The following is a 17733-nucleotide window of genomic DNA, read 5'->3' on the forward strand; positions in this document are numbered from 1 at the left end:
GCGGGTGGATCGTCCGCCGGGGCGGGAGCGGGGAGCGCGCCCCGGCGGACGATCCACCCGCTTTCGATACGAAAGCTTCACGTGGGACCCCTGGCGCCCCGGTCCGGCCCCGCTTTCAATGGTCCGCACCATGTCTTTTCTCCGCGCCCTGATCAGCACCGCGCGTATGGTCCGGCACACCCCGCAGCTCGGTGCCGGGCTGCCGCCCGACCATGAGGTGCTGCTCGACGCGCCCGACGACCGGCTGGCGCCCGCGCTCGTCTCGGCCGCGCTCGGCGACTACGAGCGGGCCGCCAAGGTGCTCGCGGCCACCCGGGAGTCGGCCGAGTGGGAGAACCGCGACCGGTACGTGACGCGGCTGGCCGTCTTCGCCAAGAGCCGGGACGCCTGGCTGACGGCCTGGCTGCGGGCCGCGCCGTACGATCCGGACGCCGCTCTGGTCCGGGCGGAGCTGGCGGTGCACCGCGCCTGGGAGTCACCGGCCCGCGCCGAGCGGCTGCGCGAGACGGGCCCGCTGATCGACGCGGCGGCGGACGGCGACCCGCGCGACCCGGTGCCCTGGCGCGTGGCGCTGGACCACGCGCGGGGCTCGCACGCCCCGCACTCCTCGTTCGAGGCGCTGTGGGAACAGGCCGTACAGCGCTCCTCGCACCACTACGGCTGTCATGTCGCGGCGCTGAAGTACCTGTCGGCCCACTGGTACGGCTCGCACCGCGAGTGCTTCGACTTCGCGGAGCGCGCGGCCGAGGACGCCCTGCCGGGCTCGCTGGTGCGGGCGCTGCCGCTGCGGGCGGCCTTCGTCCAGCTGCTCGGCGGCGTGCCGACGCCGCTGCAGACGGACCGGATCGACGCGGCGGCCGATCTGGCGATCGAGCTGTCGGCGTCGTACGGCCCGGACGACCCGTGGCCGGCCGAGGTGCGCAATCTGCTGGCGTTCGTGCTGGTGGAGCGGGGGCGGTGGACGGCGGCGCTCGACCAGTTCCGGCTGATCGGGCCGTACGCCACCTCGTTCCCGTGGATCTGTCTGACCGAGGACCCGCTCGCCCGGTTCCTCGAAACGCGGGACGCGGTACGGATCCAGGTGGCCTCGGCGACGCCTTTGCTGCGCAGGGCCGACCGGAGCGGGGCCCGCGGCCATTAGGCTTGACCGTTGTGACCACCGCACGCCTACCACTCTTCCCGCTGAACGCGGTGCTTTTCCCTGGCCTCGTCCTGCCGCTGAACGTCTATGAGGAGCGCTATCGCGCCATCATGCGCGAGCTGCTCAAGACGGACGAGTCCGAGCCGCGCCGCTTCGCCGTGGTCGCCATCCGCGACGGGCACGAAGTCGCGACGACCGCGCCGGGGATGCCGGACGGGAGCGCGCCGCCCGTGCGCGGTCCGGCCGCCGGCTTCGGCCCCGACCCCCTCGCCGCCCTGCACCCGGTGGCCTGTATCGCCGACACGGCCACCATCCGCGAACGTCCCGACGGCAGCTTCGAGGTGGTCGCCACCGGCACCACCCGGGCCCGGCTGCTGTCGGTCGACGCGAGCGGCCCGTATCTGACGGGCGAGCTGGAGGAGCTGGCGGAGGAGACCGGCGAGGGCGCCGCCCCGCTCGCCGAAGGGGTGCTCCGGGCCTTCCAGAGCTACCAGAAGCGACTGGCCGGGGCGCGGGAGCGCTCGCTGTCCAGGAGCGACGAGCTGCCGCACGAACCCTCGGTGATCTCCTACCTGGTCGCGGCGGCGGCCGTGCTCGACATCCCGACCCGGCAGCGGCTGTTGGAGGCGCCGGACGTCGCGGACCGGCTGCGCGCCGAGCTGAAGCTGCTGCGCGCCGAGACGGCGGTGATCCGCCATCTCCCGTCGCTGCCGGCGGTGGATCTGACCCACGCGCCGACCAGCCCCAACTGAGACGGGGAGAGCACACCTTGGCGAAGAAGCCCGGCAAGCGGCAGGCCGGTGGCACTCCGGCGACGGTGGCGCTGACGGCGGCCGGCGCGGCGTTCACGCTGCACGCCTACGAGCACGACCCGGCCTCCGCTTCCTACGGCGAGGAGGCCGCCCAGGCGCTGGGCGTCGCGCCCGAGCGGGTCTTCAAGACGCTGGTCGCGGACGTCGACGGCGAACTGACCGTCGCCGTCGTCCCGGTGGCCGGCTCGCTCGACCTGAAGGCGCTGGCGGCGGCGGTCGGCGGCAAGCGCGCCGCGATGGCCGATCCGGCGGCGGCGGAGCGTACGACGGGATACGTGCGGGGCGGCATCTCGCCGCTGGGCCAGCGCAAACGGCTGCGTACGGTGGTGGACGCGTCGGCCGGCGACCACGCGACGGTCTGTGTCTCGGCGGGCCGCCGGGGGCTTGAGGTCGAGCTGTCCCCCGCGGACCTGGCGTCCCTCACCGGGGCGACGCTGGCGCCCATCGGCCGGACGTCCGTCACGTGATACGGGCGTCCCGCACGTCATGACGGCCGGGTGCGCCCCGGGCCGCGCGGATCAGCCGCGCGGCTCGTCCCCCGCGGGACGCCGGGGCGCGGCGGCGGTCTCGGATCCGTGCGGCTGGGATTCGTGCGGGCCGGATTCGTGCGGCTGGGATACGTGCGGCTGCGAGGGGCCCGGGGAGCTGTGGGGCGCCGGGGATTCCTGGGCCGCGTGGGATCCCTGGGGCGCCGGGGGCGTTCCGTACAGCGGGGCCGGGCCCCACTCCCACTCCGGTTCCGGATCGCGCGGCCCGAACAGCGCGGTCAGCGCGAGATGGACCACCATGGCGGCGACCGGCCACGCCAGCAGCACGCCCTTCGCGTTGAGTTCGAGCGGCGCGTCGAAGGTGACGCCCTTGCCGACCGCCCTGGCGTGGGCCACCACGTCCGACGTGGGGCCCAGCCACACGCCGAACTTCCAGGCCAGCACCCCGCCCAGGACGCCGCCCAGCGCGAGCCCGGCGACGACCGCGATCCCGCCGCGCCGCCGGAAGAGGAAGACCAGGACCGCGCAGAGCACGCCGAAGGCGAGGCCGAGCAGCAGGAACGTACCGTCCGCCGCGATGGCCTCCTCGCCCTCCGTGTCCTTGAGGAAGACCGCCGTGTCGTCCGAGACCAGGGGCACCCGGGGGGCCAGCCACATCCACAGCGCCCCGAGCGCGAGTCCCGCCAGGGCCACCGCCACCAGCACCACCACGCCCTGGCGCAGCTCCGCGCCGAGGTCGAAGCCGCTCTCCCGCTCCGCTCCGTCCCCGGAGTAGGGGGACGGACCGGGCGAAGGGCTCTGCCAGGGATCGTCGTGCGGCGGTTGGTGGGGAGGCGTCAACGGTGCGGTCACTGTGCCATCGTGCCAGGCCCGGCGGCGAGCCGCCTCACCGGACCGCCGCCCGCCGGTAGGCCCAGGTCGCCACCGCCAGTGAACAGACGCCGACGGCCGCGCAGACCCCGAGGTCGAGGGCGACCGCGGACCAGTCGGGATGCGCGTCGAACGTACGGGCGAAAGCCTCGACACCGTAGGTGGAGGGCAGCAGATCGCGCGCGTACCCCACCGGCCCCGGCAGCCGGTCCGCGGGCAGCACGCCCAGCAGCAGCGCCGCCGACATGCCCAGCTGCCCGAGGAGCGTGGCCAGCTCGGGGCGCGGCGCCAGCAGCCCGCACGCGGCGCCGAGCCCGGCGAGGGCCGCCCCGGAGAGCGGGATGACCGCCACCAGCACCCACAGGTGCGTCAGCGGCAGCTGGAAGAGCACGCTGCCGGTGACGGCGGTGACCAGGGTGCCGGGCACGGTGAACGAGGCGTACGCCCCCGCCGCCCCCAGCACCACGGCGGCGGGCGGCACGGGCAGCGTCGCGTAGTGGTCGAGCCCGCCGCTCGCGCGCAGTTGGCCGAAGTACTGGGCGAGCAGGTTGAGCGCGACGAACGCCACGACGAGCACGCTCGACCCGGCGACCACCGCCCGCGCCTCACCGCCCCCGTCGACGACCCCGCGCATCAGGATCATGATCCCGACGGACTGGAAGGTCGCCACGAACAGCAGCGGGATCCTGGCGACCCGCGCCCGTGACAGCTGCGCGCGGTAGACGGCGGCGAGCGAGGGCAGCAGCCGGGCGCGGGGGGCGAGGGGGTGTTCCTGGCTCTCCCGGACGGTGTCCCGGTCGGTCCGGATTCTGCCGGAGACGGCCTCCGCGGGCACGATGCTCACTTGGCGCTGCTCCTGTTCGGTACGTTCGCTGTGGTCGGTGCGCCCGGGGCGCCGGGGCCGCCGGGCAGGGAGGCACGGACGCGGGCCGGGGTCGTGACCGTCCTCGTGCTCATGCCTTCACCAGCCCCTTCGTCCGGCCGCCCAGCGCCAGATAGACATCCTCCAGGCTCGGCGTCGCCAGCGTGAAGTCGTCCAGCGCCGCGAAGGCCGCGCCACCGGTCACCGCCGCGACGGCGGCGCGCGCCTCGTCGGGCGCGAGCCGCAGCACCCAGCGGCGCCCGGACTCCTGCGCGGATCCGCGCAGCGCGGCGACCTCGGGGACGTCGAGCGGGGCGCGTTCGCGCCACACCAGCTCCACCCGTACCTCGTTCGCGACCTCCTGCTTGAGACCTGCCGGGGTGTCGCAGGCGATGACCCTGCCCCGCTCCAGAACGGCGACCCGGTCGAGGACGGTCTCGGCCTCGATGACGTTGTGGGTGACCAGCACCACCGTCGCGCCGTGTTCGGCCCGCCGCCGGTCCACCGCCGTCCACACCGCGCGCCGCGCGACGGGGTCCATCCCGGTGGTGGGCTCGTCCAGGACCAGGACGGGCCGCTCCCCCACCAGCGTGGCGGCGAAGCAGGCCAGCCGCCGCTGGCCGCCGGAGAGTTTCTTCAGCGGGCGCCCGGCGATCCCGGTCAGCCCCAGCTCGGCGAGCACCGCGTCCCGCTCCGCCCGCGCCGCCCTGAGGGTCAGCCCGCGCAGCCTGCCGGTGGTCTCGGCGGCGAGCGCGACCGTCAGCTCGTCGAGCGCGCTCGACTCCTGGCCGAGGTAGCCGATGAGCCGGGCGGCCCGTTCCGGATGGCGTACGAGGTCGTGCCCGAGGAGCCGGACCACGCCGGAGTCGGGCCGCATCAGACCGGTCAGCTGCCGTACGAGGGTGGTCTTGCCCGCTCCGTTGGGCCCGAGCAGACCGAAGATCTCGCCGCGCCGCACATCGAGGGAGATCCCGTCGGTGGCCCGCACCGCCGGTGTCCCGGGAGCCCCTCGGCCACCGCGCGCGGCGGGGTACGTCTTGACCAGATCGCGCACCACGCACACCGTACTCACGAGCAACGACCTTACGGGTCCCCGGCGTCGCGGCGGGCGGCGGGGCGGGGACCCGGGCCGGGATCCGGCCGGGAACCGGGTCAGGACCCCGGAGCGGCGTCGACGTTCTCCGCGGCCGCCCGTACGTCGATCTCGCGCCAGAATCCCGCCCGGATCGCGTAGCGGTCGTGCTCGTCGATCTGGTCGTCCTTGTGGGCGAGCAGCCCGAAGCGCGCCGCGTACCGGAGCAGTTCGCCGTCGATGCGGTGCGGGACGCGCGGGTACATGACGGAGAGCTTCTGGACGTGCCCGCCGTCCGGGAGCCGTTCCATCCAGCGGCGGGCGAAGACCTGTCCGACCTCGAACGGGTCGCCGCCGACCGTCGTGATGTCCTCCTCGCGGTCGGCCCACCGCTGCTCCGCGCTGGTGAGCTGCGCCAGCGTGGGCAGGGACGCCGTCTCGGGCGGCTCGCCCGCCGAGGAGGCGCCGGGGCGCTCGATCCAGCCCCGATCCGAGGACCAGCGCAGCGTCGCGCCCGCCGGTGCCCGGTCGGTCCTCGCGTCGGCGGGCTGGACGGCGCCGGGAGCCCGCAGCCCGGCCAGGTCCTTGGGGGTGGGTACGCCCTTCGGGCCTGCGGCGGAGACGGGGTGCGGCTCGGGAGCGCGCTCGGCGGCCGGCGGCGCGGCCGGGGTCCCGCGCTCCCCGGCGGCCCGCGCGGCGCGCTCGGCCCGCTCTGCGCGTTCAGCGCGTTCGGCCCGTTCGGCGCGCTCGGCCCGCTCGGTGGAGGCGGCGAGCCCCGACTCGGGCAGCGGCGCGGAGAGGATCGCGGCGATCTCGGGGCGCGGGGCGGGCGGGGGCGCGCAGATGCCGCCCACCTCCTTGGCGCGTACGGCCTTGGTGATCCAGGCCCGGTCGAGCACCCGCCGCTCGTCGGCCTCGGCGACCAGGTCCTCGGACTGGTTGTAGTCGCCGTCGGCGGCCTGGACGGCCCACAGGTGTACGGCGACGCCGTGCTCCTTGGCCGACATCAGGCCGGGCAGCAGGTCGCCGTCCCCGGTCACCAGCACCACGTCCGAGCAGGCCCGGTTCCTGGCCAGCTCGGTCAGCTCGGCGTGCATCGCCGCGTCGACGCCCTTCTGGGCCCAGCGCCCGTCGCTGCGGGTGAGCGCGCCGAGCCGCACGGTGACCCGGGGCATCACGCGCAGCCGCCGGTGCTCGGGCTGCGGAACCCGGTCGGGGGCGCCGTCGAACCAGTAGATGCGCAGCAGTGGCTGTTCCGTGTCGGCCTCGGCCCGCTCGCGCAGGCCCTGGATGAGCGCGGCGTGGTCGACGGTGATGCGGGAACGGGCCGGTTCTCCGGCGAGGAGACTCGCGGCGGCGCCCAGCAGATATCCGGCGTCCACCAGGACAACGCAGCGGTCCACGCGTTCCACCTTCTTTCGGGAACCTCGGGATCGGGAGGATCGGGAGAGGGGAAGTGACAGCGGTATTCCTTCGAGTCTGCCCGACAGGCGGTGGTCGGCGGTCCGGAACTCGATCATCGGCGTGGCGGATGAGCCGCGGGAGCGGTTGACGAGGCACCACTACACACCGCAATGATCCAAAATGCGGCGTTTAATGGGCTATGTGAGTCTGGGGACGGTCCCAAGCCCCGCAGAATCACCCGCAGGAGGCAGCGTCATGGCCAAGCACAAGAATCGCGATCGCGGCAATAAACAGCATGCTCGTTCGGACGCCGAGCGCGGTAACGAGGAATCGAAGTCCTCGTCCATGGAGGACCGCGCCGAGGAGCGGCTGTCGAACATAACGCCTTCGGATGTCGCGCAGAAGGGCCGGCAGAAGCGTTTCGGCCACAACTGACGACGCTCCGGATACGCCGGAGCGAGGGGCGCGGCCGGTCATCGGCCGCGCCCCTCGCCCGTCCGGGAGCCCCGCGCGGCGAGGCCCCCTCCCGTCCTGTCCGGCCCTGTGCGGCTCCGGGCGGCCCTGTGCGGCTCCGGGCGGCTCCGGGCGGCTCTGTGCGGCTCCGGGCGGCTCTGTCAGCCGGACGGTCGGGCCCTATCCGGCCAGACAGGCCGGGCCGAGCAGTACCTTCAGGTCGCCGAAGAGGGCCGGATCGGGCTGGACGCGGTGCCGGTCGAGGCGTAGGACCGTGGTCTTGCGGGCGCCCTGGAGCTTGATCCGTACCTCGGAGTTGCCCCGGTGGTGGCTGAGGATCTCGCCGAGCCTGCTGACCATCGGCGGGGTGAGCTTGACGGTGGGGATGGTGATGGTCACGGGCGCGTCCGTCCCGGCGGACGACACATCGGGGACCTGCATCTCCATCGCGACCAGCCGGGGGATGTCCTCGCGCTTGTCGAGGCGGCCCTTGACGAAGACGACGGTGTCCTCCACCAGCTGGGTGGAGACCAGCTGGTAGGTCGCGGGGAAGAACATGCACTCGATGGAACCGGCCAGGTCCTCGACGGTCGCGATCGCCCAGGCGTTGCCCTGCTTGGTCATCTTGCGCTGGAGGCCGGAGATGATGCCGCCGATGGTGACGACCGCGCCGTCGGCGTGCTCCCCGCCGGTGAGCTGGGAGATCGCCGCGTCCGACTTGTCGGACAGGACGTGCTCGATACCGAAGAGGGGGTGGTCGGAGACATAGAGGCCGAGCATTTCGCGCTCCTGCGCGAGCAGATACGACTTGTCCCACTCGATGTCGGAGAATTCCACGTCGAGCCCGAAGCCCGGTTCCGTCGACTCCTCGTCACCGCCGCCGAAGAGGTCGAACTGCCCCTCGGCCTCCTTGCGCTTGACCGCCACCACATTGTCGATCATCGGCTCGTGGTGGGCGACCAGCCCCTTGCGGGTGTGGCCCATCTCGTCGAACGCCCCGGCCTTGATGAGCGATTCCACGGTGCGCTTGTTGCAGACGACCGCCTCGACCTTGTCGAGGAAGTCGGGGAACGTCGCGTATTTCCCCTTCGCCTTGCGGCAGCGGATGATCGAGTCCACCACGTTCTGGCCGACGTTCCTGATGGCCGTCAGGCCGAACAGGATGACGTCGCTGCCTTGCGCCGCGAAGTTCGACTGCGACTCGTTGACATTGGGCGGCAGCACCTTGATGCCCATACGCCGGCACTCGTTGAGATAAACCGCCGACTTGTCCTTGTCGTCCTTGACCGATGTCAGCAGCGCCGCCATGTATTCGGCGGGGTAATTCGCCTTCAGATAGGCGGTCCAGTAGGTGACCAGGCCGTACGCGGAGGAGTGCGCCTTGTTGAACGCGTATCCGGCGAACGGCACCAGCACGTCCCACAGCGCCTTGATCGCCGCGTCCGAGAAGCCGTTCTTCTTGGCGCCCGCCTCGAAGAGGACGAAGTTCTTCGCCAGCTCGTCGGCCTTCTTCTTGCCCATCACGCGGCGCAGGATGTCGGCCTCGCCGAGCGAGTAGCCCGCGACGATCTGGGCGGCCTTCTGCACCTGCTCCTGGTAGACGATCAGGCCGTAGGTGAGGCCGAGGACCTCCTTGAGGGGCTCCTCCAGCTCCGGGTGGATCGGGGTGATCTCCTGGCGGCCGTTCTTGCGCTCCGCGTAGTTCGTGTGCGAGTTCATGCCCATGGGGCCCGGCCGGTAGAGGGCCGAGACGGCGGAAATGTCCTCGAAGTTGTCGGGCTGCATCTGGCGCAGCAGGGAGCGCATGGGGCCGCCGTCGAACTGGAAGACGCCGAGCGTGTCGCCGCGGCAGAGCAGTTCGTAGGTCTTCGGGTCGTCCAGCGGCAGGGCGAGCAGGTCGAGGTCGACGGCCTTGTTGGCCTTCACCATCTTGACGGCGTCGTCCATGATGGTCAGGTTGCGCAGGCCGAGGAAGTCCATCTTCAGCAGGCCGAGCGACTCGCACTGCGGGTAGTCCCACTGCGTGATCGTCACGCCGTCGGTGTGCCGCACCCAGACCGGTACGTGGTCGGTGATCGTCTCGCTGGACATGATCACTCCGGCGGCGTGCACGCCCATCTGCCGGACGAGGCCCTCCACGCCCTTGGCCGTGTCGATGACCTTCTTGACGTCCGCCTCGTTCTCGTACATCCCCCGGATCTCGCCCGCCTCGCTGTAGCGGGGGTGCTTGGGGTCGGTGATGCCGTTGAGGTCGATGCCCTTGCCGAGGACGTCGGCGGGCATGGCCTTGGTGAGGCGGTCGCCCATGGCGTACGGGTAGCCCAGGACGCGCGCGGAGTCCTTGATCGCGTTCTTCGCCTTGATCTTGCCGTACGTGCCGATCATGGCGACCTTGTCCTCGCCGTACTTCTCGGTCACGTACCGGATGACCTCACCGCGCCTGCGCTCGTCGAAGTCGATGTCGACATCGGGCATCGAGATGCGCTCGGGGTTGAGGAACCGCTCGAAGATCAGCCCGTGCTCGATCGGGTCGAGGTCGGTGATGCCCATGGCGTACGACACGATCGAGCCGGCGGCGGAACCGCGGCCGGGGCCGACCGCGATGCCGTTGTTCTTCGCCCACATGATGAAGTCGGCGACCACGAGGAAGTACCCCGGGAAGCCCATGTCGATGATGATGCCCATCTCGTACTCGACCTGGCGCATCCGGTCTTCCGGGACGCCGTTCGGGAAGCGGCGGGCCATGCCCCGCTTGGTCTCCTCGCGGAACCAGGAGACCTCGGTGAACCCTTCGGGCACGTCGAACCTGGGCATCAGGTTCCGTTCCTGGAACCAGCCCTCGGGGTCGATCTGGTCGGCGACCAGGCGGGTGTTGGCGCACCCCTGCTGCCAGGCGTCGGAGGAGTCGACGGCGTACATCTCGTCGGTGGACTTGAGGTAGTAGCCGGTGCCGTCGAAGCGGAAGCGGTCGGGATCGGAGAGGTTCTTGCCGGTCTGGATGCACAGCAGCGCGTCATGGGCGGTCGCCTCGTGCGCGTACGTGTAGTGCGAGTCGTTGGTGACCAGCGGCGGGATGCCGAGCTTCTTGCCGACCTCCAGGAGACCGTCGCGCACCCGGCGCTCGATCTCGATGCCGTGGTCCATCAGCTCCAGGAAGTAGCGGTCCTTGCCGAAGATGTCCTGATAGTCGGAGGCCGCCTGCACCGCCTCGTCGAACTGGCCGAGCCGCAGCCGCGTCTGCAGCTCGCCCGAGGGGCAGCCGGTCGAGGCGATCAGCCCCTCCGACCACTTCGCGATGGTCTCCTTGTCCATCCGGGGCCACTTCTGGAGCCACCCCTCCTTGTACGCGTCCGAGGAGAGCCGGAACAGGTTGTGCAGCCCGGTGCGGTTGGCCGCCCAGATCGTCTTGTGCGTGTAACCACCCGAACCGGACACGTCGTCGCGCTTCTGGTGCGGCTGCCCCCACTGGACCTTGCGCTTCAGCCGCCGCGACTCCGGCGCCACGTACGCCTCGATCCCGATGATCGGGGTCACCCCGGCCTTCGTGGCCTGATGGAAGAAGTCGTAGGCGCCGTGCAGGTTTCCGTGGTCCGTCATCGCGATGTGCGACATGCCCATCTCTTTGCACGCGTTGAACATGTCCCCCAACCGCGCGGCACCGTCCAGCAGCGAGTACTGGGTGTGCACGTGCAGGTGCGTGAAAGGCGGCTTGGTCACGGCGGGGGCCTCCAACGAGCGGACGACACGGTGTTTCCCCGGGGGCGACCTCCGGGGCCCCGGTGCCGAGAGCGGACCGGGGGGACAGCTGGGAAGTCTACGTCGCGGCACCGACAGCCGACGGGCACTCGCGGGAGGCGCCGAGCGTTGCTCGGGTGAGGGCGCCGGCGGCGCCCTCACCCGTGCCGTTCGCGGCCGCGTCCCCGCCCATACCGCCGTGTTGTCCCATTTGACGCCATCTACAGGAGGCACCCAGCGATGTCGGTCCCGCGACCCGTGGAAGCAGCTGACGAGCAGCGCGGCGAGGAGATACTCGCCGTCTTCGACACGGCGTTCGGCGAGTTGCTCGCCGCGGACCCAGCGGCCTTCCGGGTGAAGTTCCGCAAGATGGCGGCCTCCGCCTTCGCCTTCTACCGGGGCACGGCCAGTCTGTTCTACAGCGACCTGGAGCGGGAGCGCGCCGAGTCCGGGGCCGCGGGGCCGTTCCTCGACGAGCGCACCTCCCGGGTGTGGATCCACGGCGATCTGCACGCGGAGAACTTCGGCACGTACATGGACGCGAACGGGCGGCTGATCTTCAACGTCAACGACTTCGACGAGGCGTACGTCGGCCCGTTCGTCTGGGACCTGAAGCGGTTCGCCGCCTCGCTGGCGCTGATCGGCCACACCAAGGCCCTCAGCGACGAGGTGATCACCGAACTGGTGGAGATCTACGCGGGCGCCTACCGCGAGCGGATCCACGCCCTGGCGGCCGGCGCCAAGGACGACGAGGTGCCGCCCTTCACCCTGGACACCGCGCAGGGGCCGCTGCTGGGCGCGCTGCGCTCGGCGCGTTCGCTCACCCGCTTCGGGCTGCTGGACTCGATGACGGAGATCAGGGAGTACGAGCGGCGCTTCGCGCCCGACGGCGGCTCCGTCGAGCTGGACGCGGCCACCCGGTACAAGATCCTCGCGGCGTTCGACGGCTATCTGGAGACGCTGCCCGAGGCCAGCCTGAGCCGCCCCGACTCCTACCGCGTGAAGGACGTCGTCGGCCGGCGCGGCATCGGCATCGGCTCGGCGGGGCTGCCCTCGTACAACATCCTCCTGGAGGGCAACAGCGACGCCCTGGAGAACGACGTGGTCATCTACATGAAGCAGGCGCAGACCCCGGCGGTCTCCCGGCACATCACCGACCGGTCCGTACGGGAGTACTTCCAGCACGAGGGGCACCGTACGGTCATCTCGCAGCGCGCCCTCCAGGCGCACGCCGATCCGTGGCTGGGCTGGACCGAGCTGGGCGGGGCGGGGCAGCTGGTCGCCGAGGTCTCGCCGTACGCCGTGGATCTGGACTGGTCGGATCTGGACGACCCGGAGGAGATCGCGGCGGTCGTCGCCGACCTCGGCAGGGCCACGGCCACCATGCACGCGGCGGCGGACGACGAGAGCGGCCACTCGCTGGTGCCGTTCTCCACGGAACGGGCCATCGACGCGGCGATCGCGGCCGACGAGGACGGCTTCGGGGCGCTGCTGGTGGACTTCGCGCACACCTACGGGGCGCGGGCCCGCGCGGACCACCAGATCTTCGTCGACCTGTTCCGCAACGGGAAGCTGGCGCCGAACCCCGCGCCCCGGCTCCTGTGAGCCGCCGGTGAGCCGCCCGTGAGGGGTCTGCGCGCCCGCCTCCTTTAGGGACCGTTTACCGGCGCGCATGGCACACTCGGCGGCGATGGACATATCAGGGACGCGGCTCAGAGCGGCGCGGGCAGCACTCTTCACGGCACTGGTCGTGACGCTGTCCGCGGGCTCCCACGTGCTGCTCTCCCGCGTCCCGCTCCCGCTCACCCTGGTCGCCGCGCTGAGCGCCGTGGTCTTCCTGCTCGCCTACGCGGCGGCGGGCCGTGAGCGGGGCTTCGGGCGGATCGCCGCCCTGCTCGTCCCGCTGGAGCTGGCCGCGGACACCGTCTTCACCAGCGGCCAGCACGTCTGCTACGGCCCGGCGGGCGGCCCCGTGGCGGGGTCGCTGCGCGCCGTCGGCCTCGACGTGCTGTGCGGAGGCGGCGGCGCGGGCGCGGTCGGGGCGCCGCTGCCCGGCGTGGTGCGCGCCGACTCGACCGCGGCGGCGCTGCTGACCTCACCTGACCCGGCCCTGCCCTGGCTGCTGCTCGCCGCCCATGTCTCGGTCGGGCTGTTCGCCGCCGCCTGGCTGCGGCACGGCGAGGCCGCCCTGTCCCGTCTGGTGCGGGCGGCGGGCGCCGCCGCCTTCCGCCCGCTGCTGATCGCGGCCGCGGCGGCGGGCACGGTCCGCGGGGCGCTGCGCCGCCCGGTCCGCCCGGCGGCCCGGCGCCGGGCCGCCCGCACCCGGCCGCTGGTGCACTCCGTGGGACGGCGGGGACCTCCGCGCCCCGCGCTCGGCACTGTCTGAGCGTCCCGGCCGTCCCCTTACGCACGACCACGTCATCACACGGAGTGAACCAGCATGAGCGCACGCAACAACCAGTCCAACAAGGCCGCCGCCCGCGAGCGGCTGCGCGAGGAGCGCGAGCGGCAGGCGAAGAAGGACAAGGCCCGCCGCCAGATCGTCGTCGGGGTCTCGGCGGTCGCGATACTCGCGATAGCCGGCGGCGTCGGCTACGCGGTCGTCCAGGCGAACAAGCCCTCGCACTGGGAGGCGATGAAGGACGAGAAGTCCGTCGTCGCCCCGAAGAACACCACGGGCACCGACGGCACGACCGTCGTCATCGGCAAGCCGGACGCCAAGAAGACGCTCGAACTGTACGAGGACTCCCGCTGCCCGGTCTGCGCCCAGTTCGAGCAGACGGTCGGCGAGACCGTCCACAACGACGTCGACGCGGGCAAGTTCAAGATCAAGTACGTCGGCGCGACCTTCATCGACAACTCCGACAACGGCACGGGCTCGAAGAAGGCCCTGTCGGCGCTGGGCGCGGCGCTCAACGTGAGCCCCGAGGCGTTCCTGGAGTACAAGACGGCGCTCTACTCCACGAAGTACCACCCGGAGGAGACCAGCGACAAGTTCGCCAAGGACAGCTATCTGATCGAGGTGGCCGACTCGGTGAAGGCGCTCAAGGGCAACGCGGCGTTCCAGAAGGACGTTAAGGACGGTACGTACGACGCCTGGGCGATGAAGATGTCCGCCGCCTTCGACAAGAGCGGCGTGCAGGGCACCCCGACGCTGAAGATGGACGGCGAGAAGCTCACCGCCGAGGGCAGCGACAACCCGCCGATGACGGTGGCCGAGTTCAACGCGGCGCTCACCAAGGCGCTGAAGGGATAGCCGACAGCCCCGGTACCGGCCCTCGGCGCCTTCGCACAGCAGGCCCCCGGCGCGCACGCGTCGCCGGGGGCCGGACAGAGCAGAGCAGGACAGGGCCGGACAGGGCAGGGCTGGGCAGAACAGGGCAGGACGGCGGTCCGGGGCCGGGCGGCTACAGCGGGCGGCTACAGCGAGTCGATGAAGGCGAGCCCGGTCCGCCAGGTCTCCTCCGCCGCCGCCTCGTCGTAGTCGGGCAGCTCCCGGTCCGTGTAGAGGTGCCCGGCCCCCGGGTAGCGGTAGACCTCCACGTCGGCCCCCGCCCGCCCCATCTGGAGGTACCAGGAGTTCAGCCAGTCGTGCGACTCGAAGGGGTCAGGGTCCGCGACGTGCAGCTGTACGGGCAGATCGTCGACCGACGCGTTCGCCGCGATGTCGGACGTGCCGTGCAGAAGCAGCAGCCCGCGCGCCTTCGCGTCGCCCAGCGCCAGGTTCTGCGCGATGGAGCCGCCGAGCGAGAAGCCCACGTACACCAGCCCGCGCTCGGAGTAGGGGGCGGCGGCCAGGACCGCGCGGCGCAGCAGCTCCTCCTTGCCGATCCGGTCCTTCAGCTCCATGCCCTCTTCCGCGCTGGAGGCGGTTTGTCCCTCGAAGAGGTCGGGCACGCGCACCTCGTGCCCGGCGGAACGCAGTCGGTCGGCGGCTTCCCGCACCGCGGGGCGCAGACCGTAGACCGAGTGGAAGAGCATGATGTCCATCCGGACATCCTGCCAGTCCGCCCCGACCGGAACCCATCGAGGGAGCCATGGACCACCTGCTGCGCCCGCTGATCGTCTTCGGGGGCTCCGTACTGCTCACGCTGACGCTCGGCTGGATCGTCGACCTGCTGCTGCGCCGTGTGGACGGCCGCCATCCGGAGACCCCGCTGTGGGGGCTGCTGCGCCGCTGCCGCCTGCCGTTGCAGGTGCTGCTGCTCACCAGCGCGCTGCGCGGCACCTACCGCCAGACCCGCTGGACGGTCATCGAGACGCACCACACGGGCATCGGCCGGGCGCTGTCCCTGGTGCTCATCGGCGCGGGCGCGTGGCTGGTGCTGCGGATCGTCTCGGCGGCGGTGGAGTCGACGTACGCCCGGTACGCGTCCTCGACCCGGGACCCGGCCCGGCTGCGCCGGGTCCGTACCCAGGTGACGCTGATCATGCGGATCGTGACCGCCGTCGTGGTGGTGGTCGCGCTGGCCGCGATCCTGCTCACCTTCCCCGATCTGCGGGCCGTCGGTACGTCGATGCTGGCCTCCGCGGGCATCATCGGCATCGTCGCCGGTGTCGCCGCGCAGTCCACGCTGGGCAATCTCTTCGCCGGGTTCCAGATCGCGTTCGGCGACATGGTGCGGATCGGCGACACGGTGGTGGTAGACGGCGAGTGGGGCGTGGTCGAGGAGATCACGCTGACGTTCCTGGCCGTACGGACCTGGGACGAGCGGCGCATCACGATGCCCGTGTCGTACTTCACCAGCACGCCGTTCGAGAACTGGTCGCGCGGCGGCGTCCAGATGACCGGCACGGTCTTCTTCCAGCTGGACCACTCGGCGCCGATGCGGCTGATGCGCGAGCGGCTGCACGAGATCCTGCTGGAGTGCCCGGCCTGGGACGGCAGGACGTGGAGCCTGGCCGTCACCGACACCACGCCGACCACCATCGAGGTGCGCGCGGTGGTCACCGCCAAGGACGCGGACGACATCTGGACGGTGCGCTGCGCGGTGCGCGAGCAGTTGATCGGCTGGCTGGTGGAGCACCATCCGTACGCTCTGCCGAGGATCGCGACGGAGCCGGGTACGGTGCTCCCCGCCCCGCGCGGCGGGCGCCCGGCGGTCGGCGAGGCCATCGAGCAGCCGCCCACCGGCCGGGGCTGACGGGCGGGTCGCCTCCCCGCCGGGAGGCGCGCGCGTCAGTGCATGGAGCGCACGTCGAGGTGGCGCAGCACGCGGTCCACGATCTCCGGGTCCGAGCCGGGTTCGTTACGGGCGGAGAGGACCTCGTGCCGGGCCGCCGACATCATCTCGCGCTGGATGCGCTGGACGACCTTGACGCGCTCCACCCGGGTGGCGACCCATTCGCGGCGTTCGTCGTCGGCGAGGTCCGGGCTGATCCGCAGCCCGATGTCCACGGCTCCGCGCATCAGCCGCTCGCTGATGTCCTCCGGGAGGTCCTCGACCTCCTCGATCTCCTTGAGCCTGGCCTTGGCCGCCTTGGCGGCGCGGACCGCGAGGGAGTGCTCCAGCTCGTGCTCGGCGTTGGTGTCGGCCCGTACTCCGAGCTTCTTCACCAGCCAGGGCAGGGTGAGGCCCTGGACGACGAGCGTGGCCATGATGACCGCGAACGCGATGAAGATGATCTCCTCGCGGCCGGGGAAGGGCTCCCCGCTGTCGGTCTCCAGCGGAATGGCCAGGGCCAGCGCCACGGACGCCACCCCGCGCATCCCGGCCCACCACATGACGACGGTCTCGCGCCAGCTGGTGGGGATCTCCTCGTCGTAGTCGCGCAGCTTGTGCATCCGCTTGGCGAGCCAGGTGGCGGGCAGCAGCCACAGCAGGCGGACGAAGACGACGACCCCGACGACGGCCGCGCCCCAGCCGAGCATCTCGCCCACCCGGCCGTTGGCCGCGCCGAAGGCGTTGTGCAGCTCCAGCCCGATCAGCCCGAAGGCGACACCGGTGACGAGCGTGTCGACGACCTCCCAGAAGGAGTTGCCCGCCAGCCGTCCCATCACGTCGTCGGCGTCCGCCGTGTGCGTGGCCAGGAAGAGCGCGATGGTGAGGACGGCGAGGACACCGGAGCCGTGCAGCTCCTCCGCCAGCACGTAGGCGACGAAGGGCACCAGGAGGGACAGGCCGATCTGGAGGGTCGCGTCGCCGAGCAGGGCCATCAGCTTGTTGGTGAGCCAGCCGAGCGCGAGCCCCACGGCCACCGCCACGACGGCGGAGAGCACGAGGGAGCCGACCGCGCTGGGCCAGGAGAACGTTCCGGAGACGGCGGCGGCGATCGCCACGTGGTAGAGCACGATCGCGGTGACGTCGTTGAAGAGTCCCTCGCCCTCCAGGATCGACACCAGCCGCCGGGGCAGTCCGAGGGAGCCGGCCACCGCGGTCGCGGCCACCGGGTCGGGCGGGGCGACGAGCGCGCCGAGCGCGATCGCGCCGGCGATCGGCAGTCCCGGCACGATGGAGTTGGCCACCGCCGCCACGGCGGCCGTCGTGACGAAGACCAGCGCGACGGCCAGCAGGAAGATCGGTCTCAGGTTCGCCGTGAACTGGCGCCAGGAGGTGCGTTGGACCGCCGCGTAGAGCAGGGGCGGCAGCAGCAGCGGAAGAATGAACTCCGGTGGTACCTGAACGTTGGGGACGAACGGCAGCAGCGCCAGGACGACGCCCACGATCGTCATCAGGACCGGCGAGGGCAGCCCCAGCCGGTCCCCCAGCGGCACGGTCAGCACCGCCCCGAGCAACAGCACGATCAGCAGTGCCAGCTGGTCCACAGTGGGCCCTCCGGGGGTCGAAAGCCTTGACGGCAGACTTCGGGGATCAAGGGCTCAAGCCTGCCATGGGACCCGGCGGAATCAGGCCAGGGGGTGGCCGGTACGGGCCGTCCCCGGTGCACCGGGGACG

The 17733-nt window shown here is 71.8% G+C and carries 15 protein-coding genes; 8 read left to right on the plus strand and 7 right to left on the minus strand.

Annotated elements, in window-relative coordinates:
* The first annotated feature begins 118 nt into the window (after positions 1 to 118).
* The 3 genes from DVH02_RS07005 to ybaK are packed head-to-tail and all read left to right on the plus strand — an operon-like array spanning position 119 to position 2420.
* Complete coding sequence (locus DVH02_RS07005; protein ID WP_114622825.1) at positions 119 to 1141, plus strand: hypothetical protein; 1023 nt, start codon at positions 119 to 121, stop codon at positions 1139 to 1141.
* A gap of 11 nt (positions 1142 to 1152) precedes the next feature.
* A complete protein-coding gene (locus tag DVH02_RS07010; protein ID WP_114622826.1) occupies positions 1153 to 1893 on the plus strand; it encodes an LON peptidase substrate-binding domain-containing protein in 741 nt (246 codons plus the stop codon).
* Between the two features lie 17 nt (positions 1894 to 1910).
* Positions 1911 to 2420 carry a Cys-tRNA(Pro) deacylase gene (gene ybaK / locus DVH02_RS07015; RefSeq protein WP_114622827.1) on the plus strand — a complete coding sequence of 170 codons (510 nt, stop codon included), beginning with the start codon at positions 1911 to 1913 and terminating at the stop codon, positions 2418 to 2420.
* Between the two features lie 51 nt (positions 2421 to 2471).
* Here ybaK and DVH02_RS07020 read toward each other — a convergent pair whose 3' ends face one another.
* From DVH02_RS07020 to DVH02_RS07035, 4 genes are all read right to left on the minus strand, one after another.
* On the minus strand, positions 2472 to 3293 hold the full coding sequence (locus DVH02_RS07020) for an ABC transporter permease (protein WP_233518081.1): 822 nt from the start codon (positions 3291 to 3293) through the stop codon (positions 2472 to 2474).
* A gap of 34 nt (positions 3294 to 3327) precedes the next feature.
* Positions 3328 to 4155, minus strand: coding sequence for an ABC transporter permease (locus tag DVH02_RS07025; RefSeq protein ID WP_114622828.1), 828 nt, complete (start codon positions 4153 to 4155; stop codon positions 3328 to 3330).
* 109 nt (positions 4156 to 4264) lie between these two features.
* A complete protein-coding gene (locus tag DVH02_RS07030; protein ID WP_199566188.1) occupies positions 4265 to 5236 on the minus strand; it encodes an ABC transporter ATP-binding protein in 972 nt (323 codons plus the stop codon).
* A gap of 89 nt (positions 5237 to 5325) precedes the next feature.
* Positions 5326 to 6657 (minus strand): NYN domain-containing protein, encoded by a 1332-nt coding sequence (locus DVH02_RS07035; protein ID WP_114622829.1) that lies wholly within the window; start codon positions 6655 to 6657, stop codon positions 5326 to 5328.
* Positions 6658 to 6904: 247 nt separating this feature from the next.
* On the opposite strand from DVH02_RS07035, the gene DVH02_RS07040 reads away from it, so the two are divergent.
* Positions 6905 to 7084, plus strand: coding sequence for a hypothetical protein (locus DVH02_RS07040; protein ID WP_114622830.1), 180 nt, complete (start codon positions 6905 to 6907; stop codon positions 7082 to 7084).
* A gap of 198 nt (positions 7085 to 7282) precedes the next feature.
* Here the strand turns inward: DVH02_RS07040 and dnaE are convergent, their stop codons facing one another.
* Positions 7283 to 10819, minus strand: coding sequence for a DNA polymerase III subunit alpha (gene dnaE, locus DVH02_RS07045; RefSeq protein WP_114622837.1), 3537 nt, complete (start codon positions 10817 to 10819; stop codon positions 7283 to 7285).
* 258 nt (positions 10820 to 11077) lie between these two features.
* Here dnaE and DVH02_RS07050 point away from each other — a divergent pair, with 258 nt between their 5' ends.
* The 3 genes from DVH02_RS07050 (at position 11078) to DVH02_RS07060 (ending at position 14093) form a co-directional block, all read left to right on the plus strand.
* Positions 11078 to 12442, plus strand: a complete 1365-nt coding sequence (locus DVH02_RS07050; RefSeq protein WP_114622831.1) for a DUF2252 domain-containing protein — start codon at positions 11078 to 11080, stop codon at positions 12440 to 12442.
* A gap of 85 nt (positions 12443 to 12527) precedes the next feature.
* The gene (locus DVH02_RS07055; protein ID WP_114622838.1) at positions 12528 to 13223 is read left to right on the plus strand and encodes a hypothetical protein; all 696 of its coding nucleotides are present in this window, start codon (positions 12528 to 12530) and stop codon (positions 13221 to 13223) included.
* A 54-nt stretch (positions 13224 to 13277) separates the two neighbouring features.
* Positions 13278 to 14093, plus strand: coding sequence for a DsbA family protein (locus DVH02_RS07060; RefSeq protein WP_114622832.1), 816 nt, complete (start codon positions 13278 to 13280; stop codon positions 14091 to 14093).
* Positions 14094 to 14257: 164 nt separating this feature from the next.
* On the opposite strand, the gene DVH02_RS07065 is transcribed toward DVH02_RS07060, so the two are convergent.
* Positions 14258 to 14827, minus strand: coding sequence for a dienelactone hydrolase family protein (locus DVH02_RS07065; protein ID WP_114622833.1), 570 nt, complete (start codon positions 14825 to 14827; stop codon positions 14258 to 14260).
* 47 nt (positions 14828 to 14874) lie between these two features.
* Between DVH02_RS07065 and DVH02_RS07070 the strand changes: the two genes are divergently transcribed.
* The gene (locus DVH02_RS07070; protein WP_114622834.1) at positions 14875 to 15981 is read left to right on the plus strand and encodes a mechanosensitive ion channel family protein; all 1107 of its coding nucleotides are present in this window, start codon (positions 14875 to 14877) and stop codon (positions 15979 to 15981) included.
* A 35-nt stretch (positions 15982 to 16016) separates the two neighbouring features.
* On the opposite strand, the gene DVH02_RS07075 is transcribed toward DVH02_RS07070, so the two are convergent.
* The gene (locus tag DVH02_RS07075) at positions 16017 to 17603 is read right to left on the minus strand and encodes a Na+/H+ antiporter (protein ID WP_114622835.1); all 1587 of its coding nucleotides are present in this window, start codon (positions 17601 to 17603) and stop codon (positions 16017 to 16019) included.
* Between the last annotated feature and the right edge of the window lie 130 nt (positions 17604 to 17733).

It is taken from the genome of Streptomyces corynorhini, from assembly GCF_003346515.1.
GTDB lineage: Bacteria > Actinomycetota > Actinomycetes > Streptomycetales > Streptomycetaceae > Streptomyces > Streptomyces corynorhini.